17 protein-coding genes are annotated in these 22317 nt (G+C 65.8%); 15 read left to right on the top strand and 2 right to left on the bottom strand.

All coding sequences use genetic code 11. The features are described 5' to 3' along the window. Positions 1–100: 100 nt before the first annotated feature. Together speB and FAS41_RS23540 are read right to left on the bottom strand one after the other, a co-directional pair. Entirely contained in the window at positions 101–1063 is a 963-nt protein-coding gene (gene speB / locus FAS41_RS23545) for an agmatinase (RefSeq protein ID WP_138525813.1), read from the bottom strand. 147 nt (positions 1064–1210) lie between these two features. Next, positions 1211–2302 carry a polyamine ABC transporter substrate-binding protein gene (locus FAS41_RS23540; protein WP_171049543.1) on the bottom strand — a complete coding sequence of 364 codons (1092 nt, stop codon included), beginning with the start codon at positions 2300–2302 and terminating at the stop codon, positions 1211–1213. Positions 2303–2417: 115 nt separating this feature from the next. Here FAS41_RS23540 and FAS41_RS23535 point away from each other — a divergent pair, with 115 nt between their 5' ends. The 15 genes from FAS41_RS23535 (at position 2418) to urtB (ending at position 22309) form a co-directional block, all read left to right on the top strand. Further along, positions 2418–3326 (top strand): LysR family transcriptional regulator, encoded by a 909-nt coding sequence (locus tag FAS41_RS23535; RefSeq protein WP_138525811.1) that lies wholly within the window; start codon positions 2418–2420, stop codon positions 3324–3326. 145 nt (positions 3327–3471) lie between these two features. Beyond that, on the top strand, positions 3472–5325 hold the full coding sequence (locus tag FAS41_RS23530; protein WP_138525810.1) for a protein-disulfide reductase DsbD: 1854 nt from the start codon (positions 3472–3474) through the stop codon (positions 5323–5325). 149 nt (positions 5326–5474) lie between these two features. Then, on the top strand, positions 5475–5918 hold the full coding sequence (gene aroQ, locus FAS41_RS23525; protein ID WP_138525809.1) for a type II 3-dehydroquinate dehydratase: 444 nt from the start codon (positions 5475–5477) through the stop codon (positions 5916–5918). A gap of 24 nt (positions 5919–5942) precedes the next feature. Further along, positions 5943–6410, top strand: a complete 468-nt coding sequence (gene accB, locus FAS41_RS23520; protein WP_017518189.1) for an acetyl-CoA carboxylase biotin carboxyl carrier protein — start codon at positions 5943–5945, stop codon at positions 6408–6410. Between the two features lie 17 nt (positions 6411–6427). Then, the gene (accC, locus tag FAS41_RS23515; protein ID WP_138525808.1) at positions 6428–7777 is read left to right on the top strand and encodes an acetyl-CoA carboxylase biotin carboxylase subunit; all 1350 of its coding nucleotides are present in this window, start codon (positions 6428–6430) and stop codon (positions 7775–7777) included. 178 nt (positions 7778–7955) lie between these two features. Further along, complete coding sequence (gene prmA, locus FAS41_RS23510) at positions 7956–8834, top strand: 50S ribosomal protein L11 methyltransferase (protein ID WP_138525807.1); 879 nt, start codon at positions 7956–7958, stop codon at positions 8832–8834. Between the two features lie 60 nt (positions 8835–8894). Beyond that, complete coding sequence (locus tag FAS41_RS23505; protein WP_138525806.1) at positions 8895–10514, top strand: DUF3426 domain-containing protein; 1620 nt, start codon at positions 8895–8897, stop codon at positions 10512–10514. A gap of 222 nt (positions 10515–10736) precedes the next feature. Continuing rightward, positions 10737–11744 carry a tRNA dihydrouridine synthase DusB gene (gene dusB, locus FAS41_RS23500; protein WP_081515606.1) on the top strand — a complete coding sequence of 336 codons (1008 nt, stop codon included), beginning with the start codon at positions 10737–10739 and terminating at the stop codon, positions 11742–11744. Beyond that, positions 11741–12061: a DNA-binding transcriptional regulator Fis gene (gene fis / locus FAS41_RS23495; RefSeq protein WP_024766365.1), complete on the top strand. Its 321-nt coding sequence runs from the start codon at positions 11741–11743 to the stop codon at positions 12059–12061. Before dusB ends, fis begins: the two co-directional genes overlap by 4 nt. An 87-nt stretch (positions 12062–12148) precedes the next feature. Next, positions 12149–13756: a bifunctional phosphoribosylaminoimidazolecarboxamide formyltransferase/IMP cyclohydrolase gene (purH, locus tag FAS41_RS23490; RefSeq protein WP_138525805.1), complete on the top strand. Its 1608-nt coding sequence runs from the start codon at positions 12149–12151 to the stop codon at positions 13754–13756. Between the two features lie 239 nt (positions 13757–13995). Further along, positions 13996–15285, top strand: a complete 1290-nt coding sequence (gene purD / locus FAS41_RS23485; RefSeq protein ID WP_138525804.1) for a phosphoribosylamine--glycine ligase — start codon at positions 13996–13998, stop codon at positions 15283–15285. 125 nt (positions 15286–15410) lie between these two features. After that, positions 15411–18221: a hybrid sensor histidine kinase/response regulator gene (locus FAS41_RS23480; RefSeq protein ID WP_138525803.1), complete on the top strand. Its 2811-nt coding sequence runs from the start codon at positions 15411–15413 to the stop codon at positions 18219–18221. A gap of 213 nt (positions 18222–18434) precedes the next feature. Then, entirely contained in the window at positions 18435–19028 is a 594-nt protein-coding gene (locus FAS41_RS23475) for a MarC family protein (protein WP_138525802.1), read from the top strand. Positions 19029–19265: 237 nt separating this feature from the next. Beyond that, positions 19266–20534 carry an urea ABC transporter substrate-binding protein gene (gene urtA / locus FAS41_RS23470; RefSeq protein WP_138525801.1) on the top strand — a complete coding sequence of 423 codons (1269 nt, stop codon included), beginning with the start codon at positions 19266–19268 and terminating at the stop codon, positions 20532–20534. A 185-nt stretch (positions 20535–20719) separates the two neighbouring features. Beyond that, entirely contained in the window at positions 20720–22309 is a 1590-nt protein-coding gene (gene urtB, locus FAS41_RS23465) for an urea ABC transporter permease subunit UrtB (RefSeq protein ID WP_138525800.1), read from the top strand. Positions 22310–22317: the final 8 nt, after the last annotated feature.

Here is a 22317-nt window from a genome sequence, read left to right as displayed (position 1 = left end):
GAGCGCAGCGATACCCATGCTGTGTCGCAGGATCGATGGGTATCGCTGCGCTCCACACCATCCTACATCCGGGTTTCCCCGTGATTGCGGACGCGGGCTGTTAACGCTCGCCGAGCTTGTGCCGCGCCGCGTACAGGCAAACCATCTCCATCGCCAGGGTCGCGCCGGCCAGGGCGGTGATCTCGGCGCTGTCGTAGGGCGGCGCGACTTCCACCACGTCCATCCCCACCAGGTTGATACCGCGCAGCGCGCGGAGGATTTCCAGCGCCTGGTGCGAACTCAGCCCGCCGCAGACCGGTGTGCCGGTACCCGGTGCGAAGGCCGGGTCGAGGCAGTCGATGTCGAAGGTCAGGTACACCGGGTTGTCGCCGACCCGCGCGCGGATGCGTTCGGCGATGGCCTGCGGTGTGTTGCGGTGCACCTCGCGGGCATCGAGTACCTGGAAACCCATGACGTCGTCGTTGGTGGTGCGCAGTCCGACCTGCACCGAGCGCGCCGGGTCGACCAGCCCCTCGCGGGCGGCGTGGTAGAACATGGTGCCATGGTCGATGCGCTGGCAGTCCTCGTCCGGCCACGTATCGCTGTGGGCGTCGAAGTGGATCAGCGACAGCGGCCCGTGTTGCTTCGCGTGGGCCTTGAGCAGCGGGTAGCTGATGAAGTGATCACCGCCCAGGGTCAGCAGCGCGCAGCCGGCATCGAGGATGCGCGCGGCGTGGGCCTCGATGACCTCCGGGGTTTCCTGCGGTACGCCGTGGTCGAAGGAGCAGTCGCCGTAGTCGATCACGGCCAGGTGGTCGAAGGGATCGAACTCCCAGGGGAAGTGCCGGGCCCAGGCCATCTGCACCGAGGCGGCGCGGATCGCACGCGGTCCGAAGCGGCTGCCGGGGCGATTGGTGGTGGCCGTGTCGAAGGGCACGCCGCTGACCACCAGGTCGACGCCGCGCAGGTCGCGGCTGTAGCGGCGACGCATGAAGCTGGTGACGCCGGCGTAGGTGGATTCGGCAGCGGTGCCGTAAAGGCTGTCGCGGGTTATGGCCTGGTCGTTGTCGTTTGCGAGATCCATGGCGTCCTCTTTTTAGTTATCAGGTGATCACGGTGTTCGGAGCGCTCTACAACGTAGGGCGCATAACCTGGAACAGGTTATCCGCCAGCCCCGTTTCAGCTCGGCGGATAACGCTGGCGCGTTATGCGCCCTACGAGAGGTTCCAGGTCAGCTACGGGTACGGAACGCCGACCAGAGCCGGGTACGGTCGCGCTGTTGCTTGAGGGTCAGCAGCTGCTCGCCGAACAGCTTCTGGCGCATGGCCGCCGGCGGGTAGATGTCCGGGTCGCTGGCCACGTCAGCGTTGAGCAGCGGCGTCGCCCTCAGGTTGGCGTTGGCGAAGTACAGGGTGTTGGTCAGCTCGGCGATGGAGTCCGGACGCAGCATGAAGTCGATGAAAGCACGAGCTTCCTGCGGGTGCGGAGCGTCCACCGGGATGGCCATGGTGTCGAACCAGATCAGCGTGCCTTCTCTGGGAATCCGGTAGATCACCTCGAACGGCTTGTTCGCCTGCTTGGCCTGCGCTGCGCCCATCAGCGCGTCGCCGGTGTAGGTCAGGGCGACGCACAGCGAACCATTGGCCAGGTCATTGATGTGCTTGCCGCTGGCGATGTAGCGCACGTTGGGTTGCAGCTTGCCCAGCAGTTCACGGACCTGGGCGAGGTCGGACGGCTCGGTGCTGTAGGGCGACTTGCCGAGGTAGTTGAGCGCGACGCTGATGACCTCCTGGGGCGAGTCGATCAGCGAGATGCCACAGTCGGCCAGGCGACTGGCGTATTCGGGTTTGAACAGCAGGTCGAGGCTGTCCAGCGGCGCATCGGGGATGCGCTTGAGCACTTCGTCCTTGTTGATCGCCAGGCCCACGGTGCCCCACGTATAAGGCACACCGAAGCGATTGCCCGGATCGATGGCGGCGAGTTTGGCCAGCAGTTCCGGATCGAGGTTGGGGAAGTTCTTCAGTTGCGCATCGTCCACCGGCTGCACGGCCTTGGCCTGAATCGCGCGGGCCAGCCCGCTACTGGCGGGGAAGACGACGTCATAGCCGCTGCGGCCGGTCATCAGCTTGCTGTCGAGCACCTCGGCACTGTCGAAGGTGTCGTACTTGACCCGGATGCCGGTTTCCTTCTGGAACCGCTGCAGCGCGTCCGCGCCGACGTAGTCCGCCCAGTTGTAGAGGTTGAGCACCCGCTCCTGCGCCTGCAGGGGCACGGCCAGCGACACGGCCAGTGCCGCGAGGGTCGCCCGGAAGAACACACGCATGATCATCGCCTCAGGGTTGTTGTGGTTATGCGACGAGCATGGGGCGGGCTTTACTTTGTAAAAATACAAAGTTAATTACTTTGGCATTTCACCCTGACAATGTTTGGAGCCCACCATGCTCAGCCAGTTGCGCGACCTCGACCTGCAGTTGCTGCGCCTCTTCGTCACGGTGGTGGAGTGCGGAGGCTTCAGCGCGGCACAGGGCGAGCTGGGCTTGAGCCAGCCAAGCATCAGCATCCAGATGGCCAAGCTGGAGACGCGCCTGGGCTACCGCCTGTGCGAGCGCGGCAAGGGCGGCTTCCGCCTGACGCCCAAGGGCGAGCACCTGCTGCAGGCAACGCGGCGACTGTTCCTCTCCATCGAGGACTTCCGCGATGAGGCCCGTGGCGTAGCCGACAAGCTGCTCGGCGAAGTACGAATCGGCCTTTCGGAAAGCCTGGAAGAGAGTGTTCTGGAGCAGCTGTCCGATGCCATCCGGCGCTTTCGCCAGCGCAACGAGGCAGTCACCCTGGACCTGCTCACCGCCACACCCGCCGAACTGGAGCGCCTGCTGTTGCAGGATCGCCTGCACCTGGCGGTGGGTTATTTCGCCGGCACCCAGGCGGCGCTGCAGCACACCACCCTCTTCATCGAGCCGCAGGGGCTGTACTGCGGGGCTGGCCATCCGGCATTCAAGGAAAAGAAACCAACCCGCGATTCCCTGGCCGACGCCGACCAGGTGTTGCATCCCTACCGCTTCATCGCCGCCGACGAGCCGTTGCAGACCAGCCGTAGCAGCGCACGCTGCGAACAGGTGGACGGTAGCCTGGCGTTCATCCTCTCCGGCGCGCACATCGGCTACTTGCCCCGACATGTCGCCCAGCCCTGGATCGAACGTGGCCAGCTACGCGAATTGCTGGCGGGCGAGTTGGGCTTCGACGTCGCCTTCAGCCTGACCCGCCACCGCGGCCGCCACCCCGGCGACGCCGAACAGGCCTTCGTCGGCGACCTGCTGGCAGCCTTCGGCCAGCACGCGGCCGATTGACGCAGCGGCGCCATGGGAACCGAGACTCGTAGGCGCAGTCCCACAGCCTCTATCACTTCTTGTGACAGCTGATCCGGCAACGCCTCGGGCCGCGCCGGAAGCTTTCCGCTATCATGCCCGCCACCCTGTAGTCCGCGAGATGTCCATGCGCCGCCTGCTCACCCTGCTCCTGCTCCTGGTCGCCCTGCCTGTGTCCGCCGGCCTGTTCGACAAACCCGCCGACAAGGGCAGCTTCGCCGTCGGGCAACCGGCCAAGGGCGACTTCCTGCCCGTGGCCGAAGCCTTCCGCGTCAGCGTCGAGGACAGTGACAGCCAGCAGGTGAAGCTGCGTTTCATCAACGCCGACGGCTACTACCTCTACCAGCATCGCTTCAGCTTCAAGGTCGAGCCCGCCGACAGCGGCGTGAGCGTCGGCGAAGTGAAGCTGCCGCCAGGCAAACAGCACCACGACGACTACTTCGGCGACACGGTGGTCTACTACGCCATCACCGACATCGACGTGCCGCTGATCAATCCGCAGCACAAGCCCTTCACCCTTGTCGTCAGCTACCAGGGCTGCGCCGACAAGGGACTGTGCTATGCACCGGAAACCACCCGCCTGCAGATCGCCGACGGCCAGGCTGCCAGTGTGGTGACAGGCCCCGCCCCCTCCTCTGCCGCCAACTCCGCCGCTGCTTCGAGCAACCCGCTGGCCAGCCTGCTGGGCGACCACGAGCCGGGCAAGATCAAGAAGCTCGGCCGCGCCCTGGTGATCTTCTTCCTGCTGGGTCTGGCGCTGACCTTCACCCCCTGTGTGCTGCCGATGCTGCCGATCCTCTCCGGCGTGGTCCTGCGCGGCCGTCCGGGCGGCATGCGCGGCCTGGCACTGTCGTTGGCCTACGTACTGCCGATGGCCGCCTGCTACGCGGTGCTCGGCACGCTGATGGGCCTGTTCGGTGCCAAGCTCAACCTTCAGGCGATGCTGCAGTCGCCCTGGGTGCTGATCCCCTTCGCGGCCTTCTTCGTGGTCTTCGCCATCGCCATGTTCGGCGTGTTCGAGATGCGCTTGCCGGGCTTCCTGCGCGAGCGCCTGGACAACATGGCGAACAACACCCGTGGCGGCTCCATCGCCGGCGCGGCGACCCTGGGCGTGCTCTCCAGCCTGCTGGTATCGCCCTGCGTCACCGCCCCGCTGGCCGGCCTGCTGCTGTATATCAGCAGCACCGGCGACGCAGTGGGCGGCGGCCTGCTGCTGTTCTCCCTGGGCCTGGGCATGGGCACGCCGCTGGTGATCTTCGCCGTCGGCGGCGGAGCGCTGTTGCCCAAGAGCGGCGCCTGGATGAACGGCGTGCGCAACGTCTTCGGCGTGATGCTGCTGGCGGTAGCGATCTGGATGCTTGAGCGGCTGGTCTCCGGTCCGGTGGCGCTGACCCTCTGGGGCACCCTGGCCGGCGGCATCGCCCTGGCCATCGGCACCCTCGAGCTGGGGCCGAAGAAACCGCTGCAACGCGGCGGCCAACTGATCGGCCTGATGCTGCTGGTCTACGCCGTGGCCGCCTGGACCGGCGCCCTGCAAGGCGAATCCGACCCGCTGCACCCGCTGGGCCGCAGCGGTCAACGCATCCATGCCGGCCCGCCCAGCTCCACGCCTGGCGACTGGCAGAACATCACCACCCCGGCGCAGCTCAACGCCGCGCTGGCCAGCGCCCAGGCCGCCGGTCGCCCGGTGCTGCTGGACTGGTACGCCGACTGGTGTATCAGCTGCAAGATCATCGAGCGCCAGGTGTTGCCGGCGCCGGAAGTCCAGTCGCAACTGCCCGGCTTCGTCCTGCTGCGCTTCGACATGACCGCCAGCACCGAGGAACAGCGCGCCCTGCTCGACCGCTACAACCTGTTCGGCCCGCCGGCGCTGCTGTTCTTCTCGCCCAAAGGCGACGAATGGTCGGACCTGCGCATCATCGGCGAGACCGATGCCGCCACCCTCGCTGACCGCCTGAAACAGGCTGGAACGCGCTCCTGATCACCGTTTGATTGCAATGGTTTTGCCGTAATCGGCTGGCAACATGCTGACATCTACGGCAAAACCCGCATGACTGGACAGTCACGCCAGCTTTCCGGCATAGTCCCGCCCACTCTTTTCCCGCCAATAACAAGGACTACAGCATCCAGATGGCGACCTTACTGGTACTGCACGGGCCCAACCTCAACCTGCTGGGTACCCGCGAGCCCGACAAGTACGGCTCCGTCACCCTCGAGCAGATCAACCAGGACCTGGAGCGCCGCGCCCGTGAGGCCGGCCACCACCTGATGCACCTGCAGAGCAACGCCGAGTACGAACTGATCGACCGGATCCACGCCGCGCGCAACGAAGGCGTGGACTACATCGTCATCAATCCGGCCGCTTTCACGCATACAAGTGTCGCTCTACGTGACGCATTGCTCGCAGTGAGCATCCCATTCATCGAAGTGCACCTCTCCAACGTGCACAAACGTGAACCTTTCCGGCATCACTCCTACTTTTCCGACGTGGCGGTAGGGGTGATCTGCGGTCTGGGAGCCACAGGCTACCGCCTGGCCCTGGAATCCGCCCTCGAACAACTTGAACGCCCGTGACCTCACCTGGGAGAGCGAACACTGATGGACATCCGTAAAGTCAAGAAACTGATCGAACTGCTCGAAGAATCCGGTATCGACGAACTGGAGATCAAAGAGGGCGAAGAGTCCGTACGCATCAGCCGTCACAGCAAGACCGCCGCCCAGCCGATCTACGCTGCCGCCCCGGCCTACGCCCCGGCCCCGGCCGCCGCTCCGGTCGCTGCCGCTGCCGCTGCTGCCCCGGCAGCCGAAGCAGCCCCGGCTGCCCAGAACCTCGCTGGCGCCGTGCGCTCGCCGATGGTCGGCACCTTCTACCGCGCGGCCTCGCCGACCTCCGCCAACTTCGTCGAAGTCGGCCAGAGCGTGAAGAAAGGCGACATCCTCTGCATCGTCGAAGCCATGAAGATGATGAACCACATCGAGGCCGAGACCAGCGGCGTGATCGGTCAGATCCTCGTGGAGAACGGCCAGCCGGTCGAGTTCGACCAGCCCCTGTTCACCATCGTTTAAACCGCGGGGAACCTGCGATGTTGGAAAAAGTACTGATCGCCAACCGCGGCGAAATCGCGCTGCGCATCCTGCGCGCGTGCAAGGAGCTGGGCATCAAGACGGTGGCCGTGCACTCGACCGCCGACCGCGAGCTGATGCACCTGTCGCTGGCCGACGAAGCGGTCTGCATCGGTCCGGCCCCGGCTGCGCAGTCCTACCTGCACATCCCGGCAATCATCGCTGCGGCCGAGGTCACCGGCGCCGTGGGCATCCACCCCGGCTACGGCTTCCTCGCCGAGAACGCCGACTTCGCCGAGCAGGTCGAGCGCTCGGGCTTCACCTTCATCGGCCCCAGCGCCGACGTCATCCGCCTGATGGGTGACAAGGTGTCCGCCAAGGACGCCATGAAGAAAGCCGGCGTACCGACCGTACCGGGCTCCGACGGCCCGTTGCCCGAGGACGAAGAAACCGCGCTGGCCATCGCCCGCGAGGTAGGCTACCCGGTGATCATCAAGGCCGCCGGTGGCGGTGGTGGTCGCGGCATGCGCGTGGTGCACCGCGAGGAAGACCTGATCAAGTCCGCCAAGCTGACCCGCACCGAAGCGGGCGCGGCCTTCGGCAACTCGATGGTCTACCTGGAGAAGTTCCTGACCAACCCGCGTCACGTGGAAGTCCAGGTGCTCTCCGACGGACAGGGCAACGCCATCCACCTGGGCGACCGCGACTGCTCCCTGCAGCGTCGTCACCAGAAGGTACTGGAAGAAGCCCCAGCCCCGGGCATCGACGAGAAGGCCCGCGCCGAAGTGCTGGCCCGCTGCGTCCAGGCCTGCGTGGAAATCGGCTACCGTGGCGCCGGCACTTTCGAGTTCCTCTACGAGAACGGCCGCTTCTACTTCATCGAGATGAACACCCGCGTCCAGGTGGAGCATCCGGTGTCGGAGATGGTCACCGGTATCGACATCGTCAAGGAGATGCTCAGCATCGCCTCGGGCAACAAGCTGTCGTTCAAGCAGGAGGACGTGGTCATCCGTGGCCATGCGCTGGAATGCCGGATCAACGCCGAAGACCCGAAGACCTTCATGCCCAGCCCCGGCAAGGTGAAGCACTTCCACGCACCGGGCGGCAACGGCGTGCGCGTGGACTCGCACCTGTACAGCGGCTACGCCGTACCGCCGAACTACGACTCGCTGGTGGGCAAGATCATCACCTACGGCAAGGACCGCGATGAAGCCATGGCGCGCATGCGTAACGCGCTGGACGAACTGATCGTCGATGGCATCAAGACCAACACCGAGCTGCACAAGGAGCTGGTCCGCGACAAGGAGTTCTGCAAGGGTGGCGTGAACATCCACTACCTGGAGAAGAAGCTGGGCATGGACAAGCACTGAGTCCGACGCCACTTCGCTCCATCACAAGGGCTGCCTCCGGGCGGCCCTTGTGCTTTGCGAAGCCCGCACGCTGGCATGGCAGGGTGCCGTGCAGTAAGCTTGCCGCCTTTATCTGCGGGCCGCCCAGGCGGTCCGTTGTCTTTTCCAGTGCCATCCCAGCACGATCGAGGTACCGCCCATGCCCTGGCTTCAAGTCCGACTCGCCATCACCCCGGATCAGGCGGAAACCTATGAAGATGCATTGCTGGAAGTCGGCGCTGTCTCCGTGACCTTCATGGACGCCGAAGACCAGCCGATCTTCGAGCCGGACCTGGGCACCACCCCGCTGTGGAGCCACACCCACCTGCTCGCGCTGTTCGAGGCCGACACCGACGAGACGGCGCTCATCGCCCACCTGTCCCTGCTCACCGGCGGCGCACTGCCGGAGCACCAGATCGAGCGCATCGAGGACCAGGACTGGGAACGCAGCTGGATGGACAACTTCAAGCCGATGCGCTTCGGCCGCCGCCTGTGGATCGTCCCCAGCTGGCACGACGCCCCGGAGCCGGACGCGGTGAACCTGCTGCTCGACCCGGGCCTGGCCTTCGGCACCGGCACCCACCCGACCACCGCGCTGTGCCTGGAATGGCTCGACGGCCAGGAGCTGGCCGGCCAGCAGGTACTGGATTTCGGCTGCGGCTCGGGCATCCTTGCCATCGCCGCGCTGCTGCTGGGCGCCGAACAGGCGGTCGGTACCGACATCGACCCGCAGGCGCTGGAAGCCTCCCGCGACAACGCCTCGCGCAACGGCATCGACCCGGCGAAATTCCCCGTCTACCTGCCCGCTGATCTGCCGAAGCAACCCGCGGACGTCCTGGTGGCGAACATTCTGGCCGGCCCGCTGGTCACATTGGCAGAACAGCTCACCGGACTGGTGAAATCCGGTGGCCTGCTGGCCCTCTCGGGCATCCTCGCCGAGCAGGCCGAGGAAGTGCGCGCCGCCTATGCAGACGCCTTCGACCTCGACCCGACCGCCGAGCGCGATGGCTGGATCCGCATCAGCGGCCGCCGCCGCTGAGTGCCCGCCGTACGGGGCTTGAGTTAGACTAACCGCCAGATTTTTCCGCCGGACCGCCGCATGAGCGACAGCTTCATCACACAGTGCCCCCATTGCCAGACCCGTTTCCGCGTCAACTCGGCGCAACTGGGCGCGGCCAGCGGTGCTGTGCGCTGCGGAACCTGCCTGAAAGTCTTCAGCGCGCCACAGAACATGGTCGGCGAGCCGACACAGGTTCCGGCGCAGACTGTTACGGCAACACCGTCCGTCGACACCCTTGAATCGATCCCTGCTCCGAAGCCGGCCGCACCATCGGTGCCGCCGAAAGCCCCGGAGCCCATCGCGGCAGCGCCGGCTCCCGCGCCGGCCTTCAGCTCCTTCGCTCCTGAGAAGCCCGCCGCACCCAGCGCCCCCGGCACCGCCACCCTCGGCTGGCCGCTGGCTCCCCATGCCGCGCGGCATTCCAGCGATGTAGCGGAAAAGCCCGACGGCGCCGAGCCGAAGGCGGAAGCGAAACCGGCACCGGTGGTCGAAACCACTCCTGCGATCGCCGCGGCCACGGTGATCGCCCCGGCGGCAACCGTGACCAGCGAGCCGGCCAGGCCCGCGCCTGCCCCGGCAAACGGGAAAAAAGACGAGACGCTGTGGATCCACGACGATCTCGACCTGGACAGCCTCAACCTCGACGAGGAGCTGGCCAAGCTCGACGAGTTCGAACTGTCCCAGGAATTCCTCAGCATCGAACGCGCGCCGCGCCCCAGCGAAGCCCTGCAGACCCGCCAGGAAGAGAAGCGCGACCCGCACGACGAGCGCTGGGCCGAAGCCTTGATCGAAGAGGAACAGAAAGGCACCAGCCGCGTATCCCGCCAGGAACCCAGCCTCGGCCAGTTGCCCGCCGACGAGCCGGAAGAGCCGCCCGCCAGCGCACGTCTGGTGGCCGACAAGGAATCCGAGCCGGAGCAACCCGAGGAAGAGCCGGAGCACGAGCCCCGCATCGATCCGCCCCCCCTTCGGGCAGAGAGCGACGACGAGAGACTTCCCGCCTTCAGCGCTCGCCGCGATGACGACGAGCCTGACGCCGAGGACGATGAGGACGAAGAGCCGCCGCTGGCCGACCAGCGCGGCGACAACCGCCGTGCCGAACCCGGCCTGCACGATGCTGGCCTGCATGACCTGAGCGACGAACCCCTGCAACTCGACTGGCAGAAGCCCAAGAGCCGCTGGGGCCGTCGCCTGTTCTGGCTGCTGCTGGTGCTGCTGGCCCTGGCCGGTCTCGCCGGGCAGTACATCGCCTATCACTTCGACGAACTGGCCCGCCAGGACCAGTATCGCCCCTGGTTCGCCCAGGCCTGCCCGGAGCTGGGCTGCATCCTGCCCTCCAAGGTCGACGTGGAGCAGATCCGCAGCAGCAACCTGGTGGTGCGCAGCCACCCGGACTTCAGCGGTGCGCTGGTGGTGGACGCGATCATCTACAACCGCGCCAACTTCTCCCAGCCCTTCCCGCTGCTGGAAATGCGCTTCGCCGACCTGAACGGCCAGCTGATCGCCAGCCGCCGCTTCAAACCCAGCGAATACCTCTCGGGCGAGCTGGCCGGACAAAGCGAGATGCCGCCGCAGACGCCGATCCATATCTCCCTGGACATCCTTGATCCGGGCCCGAAAGCGGTGAACTACAGCCTGAGCTTCCACTCGCCGGAATGAGCCGGCGGGTAGCTCAAAGCGCCTGAGCGCGCCAGTTCCGCTCGTCTTCCTACCTTGGGTGCTAAGCCCGAAGCTGTTCAGAATTTATCCAAAATCGCCTTTATCCGGTCATCGAGAGCGGGTATCATGCCCTCCCTTTTTTGCTAGCACCGGTGGCAGGCCCCGAAACGCATCCGCGAGTTGTACAGCGCGCGGCGCCTCGGTGTTCCCGCCCCATTGACCATGGAAAACCAGTCGGTGGTACGCATCGGCTCCTACACACTGCCCAACAGACTGATCCTGGCCCCGATGGCCGGCGTCACCGATCGTCCGTTCCGCCAGCTGTGCCGCCGTCTCGGCGCCGGCATGGTGGTCTCCGAGATGGTCACCAGTGATGTCCGCCTGTGGAACAGCCGCAAGTCGCGCCTGCGTCTGCAGCACGACCATGAGGATCAACCGCGCTCGGTGCAGATCGCCGGCGGCGACCCGCAGATGCTCGCGGAAGCCGCACGGTGCAACGTGGAGCTCGGCGCCCAGATCATCGACATCAACATGGGCTGTCCGGCGAAGAAGGTTTGCAACAAGGCCGCGGGTTCCGCGCTGATGAAGGATGAACGGCTGGTGGCCGACATCCTCGAGGCGGTGGTCGCGGCTGTAGAGGTTCCCGTCACCCTGAAGATTCGTACCGGTTGGGACCGGTCGAACAAGAACGGTGTGACGGTGGCGCGGATCGCCGAGCAGTCGGGCATCCAGGCGCTGGCGGTACACGGCAGGACCCGTGCCGACCTCTACACCGGCGAAGCGGAGTACGAAACCATCGCGGCGATCAAGCAGGCGGTTTCGATTCCGGTCTTCGCCAATGGTGATATCGATTCACCGCGCAAGGCACGGCAGGTGTTCGAGCAGACGGGCGTGGATGCCCTGCTGATCGGCCGCGCCGCACAGGGGAACCCCTGGATCTTCCGCGAGATCGATCATTACCTGAGCACCGGCGAGCTGTTGCCGGCGCCGAGTCTGCACGAGGTACAGAGCATCCTGCTCGAGCACCTCGCTGCATTGCATGCGTTTTATGGGGAGGAAATGGGTGTGCGAATTGCCCGCAAGCATGTGGGCTGGTACCTCGCAACCCTACCGGGAGCGGCGGAGTTCCGTTCCCAGTTCAATCGTTTGCAGGACACGGATGCACAGAGCGCCAGCGTCAGGCAGTTCTTCGCCGAGCGCCACAATAACGGAGAAGGGGTGGCCGCATGACAACGATGACCGAGACATTAGTGAGTGGAATGACACCCGTGAGCGACAACGCCAACCTTAAACAGCACCTGACCACTCCGACGCAGGAGGGCCAGACCCTCCGCGACAGCGTGGAAAAGGCGCTGCACAACTATTTCGCCCATCTCGAAGGGCAGCCGGTCACGGACGTGTACAACATGGTGCTTTGCGAAGTCGAAGCGCCGCTGCTGGAAACCGTCATGAACCACGTGAAGGGTAACCAGACCAAAGCCTCCGAACTGCTGGGGCTGAACCGCGGGACCCTGCGCAAGAAACTCAAGCAGTACGATCTTCTCTGACAGGTGGCAGGCGCGGGCCCGCGACCACAAGGTCAGCCGGGCCCACGCCTGACACGCGAAAAGCCCGAAGCCTTTGTGGAAGCCGTTATGACCGACCAAACCACCCGCCTGCCCGTCCGCCGTGCGCTGATCAGCGTTTCCGACAAGACCGGCGTCGTCGATTTCGCCCGTGAGCTGGCTGCCCTCGGCGTGGAGATCCTCTCCACCGGCGGCACCTACAAGCTGCTCAAGGACAACGCCATCGCCGCCGTGGAAGTGGCCGACTACACCGGCTTCCCGGAAATGATGGACGGCCGCGTGAAGACCCTGCACCCGAAGATCCACGGTGGCATCCTCGGCCGTCGCGACCTCGACGGCGCGGTGATGGAGCAGCACGGCATCAAGCCGATCGACCTGGTGGCGGTCAACCTGTACCCGTTCGAAGCGACCGTGGCCAAGGCCGACTGCGACCTGCCGACCGCCATCGAGAACATCGACATCGGCGGCCCGACCATGGTTCGTTCCGCCGCGAAGAACCACAAGGACGTCGCCATCGTGGTCAACGCCGCTGACTACGCCGGTATCGTGGCTGGCCTGAAAGCCGGCGGCCTGACCTACGCCCAGCGCTTCGACCTGGCCCTGAAGGCCTTCGAGCACACCTCGGCCTACGACGGCATGATCGCCAACTACCTGGGCACCATCGACCAGGCGCGCGACACCCTGTCCACCGAAGATCGCGGCGCCTTCCCGCGCACCTTCAACAGCCAGTTCATCAAGGCGCAGGAAATGCGCTACGGCGAGAACCCGCACCAGAGCGCGGCCTTCTACGTCGAGGCGAAGAAGGGCGAAGCCAGCGTCTCCACCGCCATCCAGCTGCAGGGCAAGGAACTGTCGTTCAACAACGTGGCCGACACCGACGCTGCGCTGGAGTGCGTGAAGAGCTTCGTCAAGCCGGCCTGCGTCATCGTCAAGCACGCCAACCCGTGCGGCGTGGCCGTGGTTCCGGAAAATGAAGGCGGCATCCGCAAGGCCTACGACCTGGCCTACGCCACCGACACCGAGTCAGCCTTCGGCGGCATCATCGCCTTCAACCGCGAGCTGGATGGCGACACCGCCCAGGCCATCGTCGAGCGCCAGTTCGTCGAAGTCATCATCGCGCCGAAAATCTCCGAAGCCGCCCGTGCCGTGGTCGCTGCCAAGGCCAACGTGCGCCTGCTGGAGTGCGGCGAGTGGCCGGCCGAGCGTGCGCCGGGCTGGGACTTCAAGCGCGTCAACGGCGGCCTGCTGGTACAGAGCCGCGACATCGGCATGATCACCGCCGATGACCTGAAGATCGTCACCCAGCGCGCCCCGAGCGAGCAGGAAATCCACGACCTGATCTTCGCCTGGAAAGTCGCCAAGTTCGTCAAGTCCAACGCCATCGTCTACGCCAAGGCGCGCCAGACCGTCGGCGTCGGCGCCGGCCAGATGAGCCGCGTGAACTCCGCCCGCATCGCCGCCATCAAGGCCGAGCATGCTGGTCTGGAAGTGAAGGGTGCGGTCATGGCTTCCGACGCCTTCTTCCCGTTCCGCGATGGCATCGACAATGCGGCCAAGGCCGGTATCACCGCCGTGATCCAGCCGGGTGGATCGATGCGCGATAACGAAGTGATCGCCGCTGCCGACGAAGCCGGCATTGCCATGGTGTTCACCGGTATGCGCCACTTCCGCCACTAAGGTGGATCGGACGCGCTGAAGCAGGCACCTGCTGCGTTGCCCGAACGTTCCCCAATGCTCATTGCCAGAAGGCAACTCCGCTTGGTGAACGCTCGGGCGCCTTGCATCTACCCGCTTCATCGCGCCCCTTGAGATCGATTGATTAAAAGCGCGATTCGGTCGTGAAGCTTTCGTAGGTTGGGTGGAGCGAAGCGATACCCAACGATCCGGCACTGCCGGAACTGTTCAGGAGAACTCCAATGAACGTACTCATCATCGGCAGCGGCGGTCGCGAGCACGCGCTGGCCTGGAAGGTCGCGCAGGATTCGCGCGTACAGAAGGTCTTCGTCGCGCCGGGCAACGCCGGTACCGCCACCGAAGCCAAGTGCGAGAACGTCGCCATCGACGTACTGGCCCTGGAAGAGCTGGCCGATTTCGCCGCGAAGAACGTGCAGCTGACCATCGTCGGCCCCGAGGCTCCGCTGGTCAAAGGCGTGGTCGACCTGTTCCGCAGCCGTGGCCTGGACATCTTCGGCCCCACCGCCGGCGCAGCCCAGCTGGAAGGCTCCAAGGCCTTCACCAAGGACTTCCTCGCGCGCCACCAGATCCCCACCGCCGACTACCAGAACTTCACCGAAGTCGAGCCGGCGCTGGCCTACCTGAAGGAGAAAGGCGCGCCCATCGTGATCAAGGCCGACGGTCTGGCCGCAGGCAAGGGTGTGATCGTCGCCATGACCCTGGCCGAAGCCGAGGAAGCCGTGCGCGACATGCTCGCCGGCAACGCCTTCGGTGACGCGGGTTCGCGCGTGGTGATCGAAGAATTCCTCGACGGCGAGGAAGCCAGCTTCATCGTCATGGTCGACGGCCAGAACGTGCTGCCCATGGCCACCAGCCAGGACCACAAGCGCGTCGGCGACGGCGACAGCGGCCCGAACACCGGCGGCATGGGCGCGTACTCCCCCGCTCCGGTCGTCACCCCGGACGTGCACCAGCGCGTGATGGACGAGGTGATCTACCCGACCGTGCGCGGCATGGCCGAGGAAGGCAACGTCTATACCGGTTTCCTCTACGCCGGCCTGATGATCGACAAGAGCGGCAAGCCCAAGGTCATCGAGTTCAACTGCCGCTTCGGCGATCCGGAAACCCAGCCGATCATGGTCCGCCTGGAATCGTCGCTGGTCCTGCTGGTCGAGGCCGCCCTGGCCAAGGCGCTGGACAAGGTCGAAGCCACCTGGGACCCGCGTCCCACCGTGGGCGTGGTGATCGCCGCAGGCGGCTACCCGGGCAACTACGCCAAGGGTGACGTCATCGAAGGCCTGGACGATGCCGCTCAACTCGACGGCAAGGTCTTCCACGCCGGCACCGCGCTCAAGGACGGCCAGATCGTCACCGCCGGCGGCCGCGTACTGTGCGCCACCGCCATCGGCCCGACCGTCTCCTCGGCCCAGGAACAGGCTTACCGGCTGGCCGAGAAGGTCCGCTGGAACGGCAGCTTCTACCGCAAGGACATCGGCTATCGCGCCATCGCCCGCGAGCGCGGCGAGGGCTGATCCGACGGGCGGAGGCGTTCCTCGTCGGACGCCTTCCTCCCGGCGGTCCCGGCGTGCACGGGTGGATTACGGCCTTCAGCACACTTGGCTATAATCCGCCCACTCACTACCGAAGGGACTTCGCCGTGCGTCGGCTCTGGACTGCCACAGGACTCCTCGTCAGCTTGCTGCTGGCCGCTCTGGTCTGTCTTCCGACCTACGCGGCAAGCCAGGATCCCGGCTGGTCCCAGCTCCACGACAGTGACGCCCGCCTGCAACTGCAGGACGTGATCTCCCCGCGCTACCGCACCCTCTTCAGCCCCCTCGACATCAACGATCTGCACGCCCCCGCCGGCCCCGGCGCGACCTGGCTGCACTTCCGCCTTCCCGCCAACGACGAGCCCCAGCAACTGCGCCTGTTCGCGCCGAGCCTGGACAGCTTCGAGATGTTCATCCTCGACGGGCAGAAAGTCCTCGAGCAGAAGAGCGCCGGCAACCTCTCCCCGGTGCAGCGCCCGCTGCTCAACAGCGACCTGGTGATTCCCCTGCGCACTGCAGCCGAGCCGCTGGACCTCTACCTGCGCCTCGCCTCGACGATGCCGCTGCGGCCGAACATCAGCATCGAGGCCGCCGGCCAGCCGAGCAACGACCAGCGCCCGCTGCATTTCGGCGTGCTGATCGGCTGCCTGGCCATGCTGCTGATCTACAACCTCGTGCGCTTCGCCTACACCCGCGTCGCCAGTGGCCTGTGGCTGGCCGGCGTACACGCCAGCCTGCTGCTGGCCTGCCTCAACCTGTTCGGCCTGCTCAGCCCCTGGTATGGCAACAGCCAGTCGCTGCAACCGATGGCCGCCCTGGCCTGCCTGGTGGTGACGCTGTTCTGCGCACTGGGCTACACCGCCAGCTTCTTTCGTGACCTCAACCCGCGCCTGCCCCTCAAGCGCCTGCTGCTGGGCGGTACTGCCGCGCTGGTCGTGCTGGGCGTCGCGCTCAACCTGATGCTCGGCCTGTCCATCAGCAGCCTGGTCTACGGGCTGATTACCCTGGTGACCCTGGGCATGCTGGGCGTGGCGGTCTACTACTGGATACACGCCTACCGACCGGCCCGCCTGTTCGCCATCGGCATGGGCCTCTTCGCGGTGGTCTGGTGCCTGTGCCTGCCATCGCTGCTGGGCTATGTGGCGACTCGCACGGAATGGCTGGGCAGCGGCCTGCTCGGTCTCTCGGCGGTGGTCGGCTTCCTGCTCAGCCTGGCGCTCGCCGAACGCCAGCGGAAGATCCAGAACGACCACTTCGCCGCCAGCCGCCAACGCGCGGCCAATGTCGCCGAGCTGAAGGCCAAGGGTGACTTCCTGGCCAAGATCAGCCACGAGATCCGCACCCCCATGAACGGTGTGCTGGGCATGACCGAGCTGCTGCTCGGCACCCCGCTATCGGCCAAGCAGCGCGACTACGTGCAGACCATTCATAGCGCAGGCAATGAGCTGCTGTCGCTGATCAACGAGATTCTCGACATCTCCAAGCTGGAGTCCGGGCAGATCGAGTTGGACGAGGTGCAGTTCGACCTCGGCGCGCTGATCGAGGACTGCCTGGCGATCTTCCGCGCCAAGGCCGAGCAGCAGAAGGTCGAGCTGATCAGCTTCACCCAACCACAGGTGCCGCGCATCGTCAGCGGCGACCCGACGCGCCTGCGCCAGGCCGTGTTGAGCCTGCTGGACAACGCTTTCAAGCAGACCGACGAAGGCGAGATCCTCCTCGTCGTCGCCCTCGACGGCCCGGCCGAACGTCCGCGCTTGCGCATCGCCGTGCAGGACAGCGGCCGACCGCTGGATAGCGCTGACCGCCAGGCCCTGCTCACCGCCGAAGTGCACAGCCGCGACTTCCTCTCCGCCACCCGCATGAGCAGTCGCCTGGGCCTGATCATCGCGCGCCAGCTGATCCGCCTGATGAACGGCGATTTTGGAATAGAGGGCGGCAATGAGAGCGGCCACGGCGCCGAAGGTGCCGGCAACCTGCTGTGGCTCAGCCTGCCGCTCGACCCGCAGCAGATCGACCAGGCCGGCGCCGACCTCGACGGCCCGTTGCAGGGCGCACGCCTGCTGGTGGTGGACGACAACCAGACCTGCCGCAAGGTAGTGGTGCAACAGTGCAGCGCCTGGGGCATGAACGTCAGCGCGGTGTCTTCGGGCAAGGAAGCACTGGCCCAGCTGCGCACCAAGGCGCATCTGCGCGAGTACTTCGATGTGGTCCTGCTGGATCAGGATATGCCCGGCATGACCGGCATGCAGCTGGCAACCAAGATCCAGGAAGACCCGAACCTCAACCACGACATCCTGCTGATCATGCTCACCGGCATCAGCAATGCGCCAAGCAAGATCATTGCGCGCAACGCTGGCATCAAGCGCATCCTCGCCAAGCCGGTGGCGGGCTATACGCTCAAGGCGACCCTGGCCGAAGAGTTGTCGCAGCGCGGACCGAGCGGAGTGAGCAACTACCTCGCACCGGCGAGCGAGCCGGCGTCGAACGTACCGCCCAGCGACTTCCGCATCCTGGTCGCCGAGGACAACAGCATCTCCACCAAGGTCATCCGCGGCATGCTGAGCAAGCTCAACCTGCAGCCCGATACCGCCAGCAACGGCGAGGAAGCCCTGGCCGCGATGAAGGCTACCCAGTACGACCTGGTACTGATGGACTGCGAGATGCCGGTGCTCGACGGCTTCTCCGCCACCGAACGCCTGCGCGCCTGGGAAGCCAGCGAACACCGCCCGCACACCCCGGTGGTGGCGCTCACCGCGCACATCCTCAGCGAGCACAAGGAGCGCGCACGGCTGGTCGGCATGGACGGCCACATGGCCAAGCCGGTGGAGTTGTCGCAACTGCGCGAGCTGGTGGCGTACTGGGTAGGCGAGCGTGATCGCCGCCTGCGCCAGCAGCAGAGCGACGCACTGCCTTCCTGATACCGCCCTTCCGCACGTCATATCCCTCGGCGCAGGAGCGGACTTTGTCCGCGACTGGCCTCCGACGCGATGCGAAATCGATCGCGGACAAGGTCCGCTCCTACCCACGAATCAAGCGCCGCGTGCTTGAGTTGCCCCGCCGCAATGCCGCTCCTCGTCCCACCCGCTATGCTTTGCCCAGCCGCGCCCACTCAATCCGGACGAGTCGTTCCCATGCAAGTGATGTTCAGCGTGTACCTGAAGATGCTGGTGCTCTACAGCCCGTTCTTCGTGCTGTCCTGCTTCATCAGCCTCAACCGCGGCTTCGCTCCCCGCGACCGCAAGCACATGGCCTGGCGCGTGGCCCTGGCGGCGCTGATCGCCAGCGTGCTGCTGTACCTGTTCGGGCGCTACATCTTCACCCTGTTCGGCATCACCGCTGACGCCTTCCGTATCGGCGCGGGCAGCGTACTGTTCATCTCCGCGCTGGGCATGGCCCAGGGCCGCTCGGCGGTGCAGGCGGACAACGTGCAACAGGACGTCACCATCGTCCCGCTGACCATCCCCATCACCGTTGGCCCCGGCACCATCGGTGCGCTGCTGGTGATGGGCGTGAACCAGGACTGGGAACACAAGCTCCTCGCGCTGGCCGCGATCTTCCTCGCGTGCCTGACGGTGGGCATCACGCTTTACCTCTCCGACAAGATCGAGAAGATTCTCGGCGAACAGGGCCTGATGATCGTCAGCCGCCTGATGGGCCTGTTCGTGTGCGCCCTTGCTGCGCAGATCATCATGACCGGCGTGCGCGGCTACTTCCTCCCGCAGTGACGCTCCCCTTTGGGGAGCACCACGCACCAAGGGGTGCTCGGCGCACCAAAGCTGCGCACTGAAAAACCTCACCATTTCGACAGAAAATCTCGTCCGACCCATCTGCGCCGAGGCTTTTGCCTGTTTGGCACGGATGCTGCGATGGCAGCCTCGATCCCGCTCAAGGATCGCCCCATTTCCGGGGAAGCTGCCGCGCCGGCAGCTCCCCGCCCCTGGATAGCCAAGGAGGCTGCCGCGATGAAACGTCGTCCGCTGTTGAAAAGTACGCTGGCCGTGAGTGCCCTGCTGCTCACCGGCCTGTTCCCGTTCAGCACCCAGGCTGCCGAGACCATCAAGGTCGGCATCCTGCATTCGCTGTCCGGCACCATGGCGATCTCCGAGACCTCGCTCAAGGACATGGCGCTGATGACCATCGACGAGATCAACGCCAAGGGCGGCGTGAACGGCAAGAAGCTCGAGGCGGTGGTGGTCGATCCGGCCTCCAACTGGCCGCTGTTTGCCGAGAAGGCGCGCCAGCTGCTGACCCAGGACAAGGTGGCAGTGGTCTTCGGCTGCTGGACCAGCGTGTCGCGCAAGTCCGTGCTGCCGGTGTTCGAGGAACTCAACGGCCTGCTGTTCTACCCGGTGCAGTACGAGGGTGAGGAAATGTCGCCCAACGTCTTCTACACCGGCGCCGCACCAAACCAGCAGGCAATCCCGGCGGTGGAGTACCTGATGAGCGAGGACGGTGGCGCCGCCAAGCGCTTCTTCCTGCTGGGCACCGACTACGTCTACCCGCGCACCACGAACAAGATCCTGCGCGCCTTCCTGCACAGCAAGGGCGTGGCCGACAAGGATATCCAGGAGGTCTACACGCCGTTCGGCCACAGCGACTATCAAACCATCGTCGCCGACATCAAGAAGTTCTCCGCTGGCGGCAAGACCGCGGTGATCTCCACCGTCAACGGCGACTCCAACGTGCCCTTCTACAAGGAACTGGCCAACCAGGGCCTGGAAGCCACCGACGTGCCAGTGGTGGCCTTCTCTGTGGGCGAGGAAGAGCTGCGCGGTATCGACACCAAGCCGCTGGTGGGCAACCTCGCCGCATGGAACTACTTCGAGTCGGTAAAGAACCCTGAAAACACCCAGTTCGTCGCCGACTGGAAGGCCTACGCCAAAGCCAAGAACCTGCCCAACTACAGCACCGCGGTGACCAACGACCCGATGGAAGCCACGTACGTCGGCATCCACATGTGGGCACAGGCCGCGCAGAAGGCCGGCAGCACCGACGTCGACAAGGTTCGCGAGGCCATGGGCGGCCAGACCTTCAAGGCGCCGTCGGGCTTCACCCTGACCATGGACAAGACCAACCACCACCTGCACAAGCCGGTGATGATCGGCGAGATCGAGGACAACGGTCAGTTCAACGTGGTCTGGAAGACCCCCGAACCGATCCGCGCCCAGCCGTGGAGCCCGTTCATTCCGGGCAACGACAAGAAGCCGGATTATGCGGTGCGTAGCAACTGATCCGGAGCGGGCCTAGAGTCCCTCTCCCCCGCCCTCTCCCTGAAGGGAGAGGGAGCTGTCCCTGCCGGCTGAGACCTCGGTTTCACCCTGCACCGTACGGTCCCCTTTCCCTTCGGAGTGGGGCGCGCAGCCAGGGTTAGGAAGAGGGTGCAGCAGCCCACACCCGCCTCTCAGGGAACACACGCATGCCCACTGCCTTTCTCCACCGCCTGCTCCACGTCTGCGCGCTCATGCTGGCCGCACTCTATGCGCTGCCCGCCTTCGCCGGCCCCGCGCAGGACTTCGCCAGCGCCGACAACGACGCCCGCGCCAAACTGCTCGAACAATGGGCCGCCGCGCCCGACGCCGACCGCCTTCCTCTCCTGGAAGCCATCCAGTCCGGCCGCCTCGCCATCGATGCGCAGGGCCGCGCCTTCCTCCTCGGTGACGCTGGCCAGTACCACCCCGCCGACGGAGGCGCCGCACCGGTCGGCGAGCCCGACAAGCTACGCCTGAACAATCGCCTGCGCGGCCTGGTGAACACCGCGATGGCCAGTCACCAGCTAGTCGCCGACAGCGCCGAAGTACGCCTGGAAGCCGCGCGCCAGTTGCAGAAGAGTGCCCGTCCTGCGCAGCGCACGTTGCTCGAATACCGTCTCAACGAAGAATCCGACGACGGCGTCAAAGCCGCCCTGCAACTGGCCCTGGCCAACCTGCAGTTGGCCGACCCGGCTCCGGCGGTGCGCCTCTCCGCCGTGCGCCTGCTGGGCGAATCCGGTGACCCGCAGGCACGCACCCGCCTGGAAAATCTCCTCGACCCCGCTGCCGAACCCGATGATTCGGTGCGTACCGCTGCCGCCACCAGCCTCGGCCAGGTGAAGCGCCGGCTGCTGATGGGGGACCTGTTCGGCCAGGCCTTCAGCGGCCTGTCGCTGGGCTCAATCCTGCTGCTCGCCGCCCTGGGCCTGGCGATCACTTACGGCCTGCTCGGGGTGATCAACATGGCCCACGGCGAGATGCTGATGCTCGGCGCCTACTCCACCTACGTGGTGCAGTTGCTCTGCCAGCGCTATGCGCCGGGCGTGCTGGAGCTGTATCCGCTGCTGGCCCTGCCAGTGGCCTTCCTGGTCACCGCGTGCATCGGCATGGCGCTGGAGCGCACGGTGATCCGCCACCTCTATGGCCGCCCGCTGGAAACCCTGCTCGCCACCTGGGGTATCAGCCTGGTGCTGATCCAGCTGGTGCGCGTACTGTTCGGCGCGCAGAACGTCGAGGTCGCCAACCCGGCCTGGCTGTCCGGCGGCATCCAGGTGCTGCCCAACCTCGTACTGCCGTGGAACCGCATCATCATCATCGGCTTTGCGCTGTTCGTGCTGGCGCTCACCTGGCTGTTGCTCAACCGCACGCGGCTGGGCCTGAACGTCCGCGCCGTCACACAGAACCGCAACATGGCCGCCTGCTGCGGGGTGCCCACCGGCCGCGTGGACATGCTCGCCTTCGGCCTGGGCTCGGGCATTGCCGGCCTGGGCGGCGTGGCGCTGTCGCAGGTCGGCAACGTCGGCCCCGACCTGGGCCAGAGCTACATCATCGACTCGTTCCTGGTGGTGGTGCTCGGCGGTGTCGGCCAGCTCGCCGGCAGCGTGTTCGCCGCCTTCGGCCTGGGCGTGGCGAACAAGATCCTCGAACCGCAGATCGGCGCGGTGCTGGGCAAGATCCTGATCCTCGCGCTGATCATCCTGTTCATCCAGAAACGTCCGCAGGGGCTCTTCGCTCTGAAAGGGAGGGTCATCGACTGATGAACACA

It is taken from the genome of Pseudomonas nicosulfuronedens (genome assembly GCF_005877905.1).
In the GTDB taxonomy this organism is placed as follows: domain Bacteria; phylum Pseudomonadota; class Gammaproteobacteria; order Pseudomonadales; family Pseudomonadaceae; genus Pseudomonas; species Pseudomonas nicosulfuronedens.
This window is presented reverse-complemented; position numbering and strand designations above follow the sequence as displayed.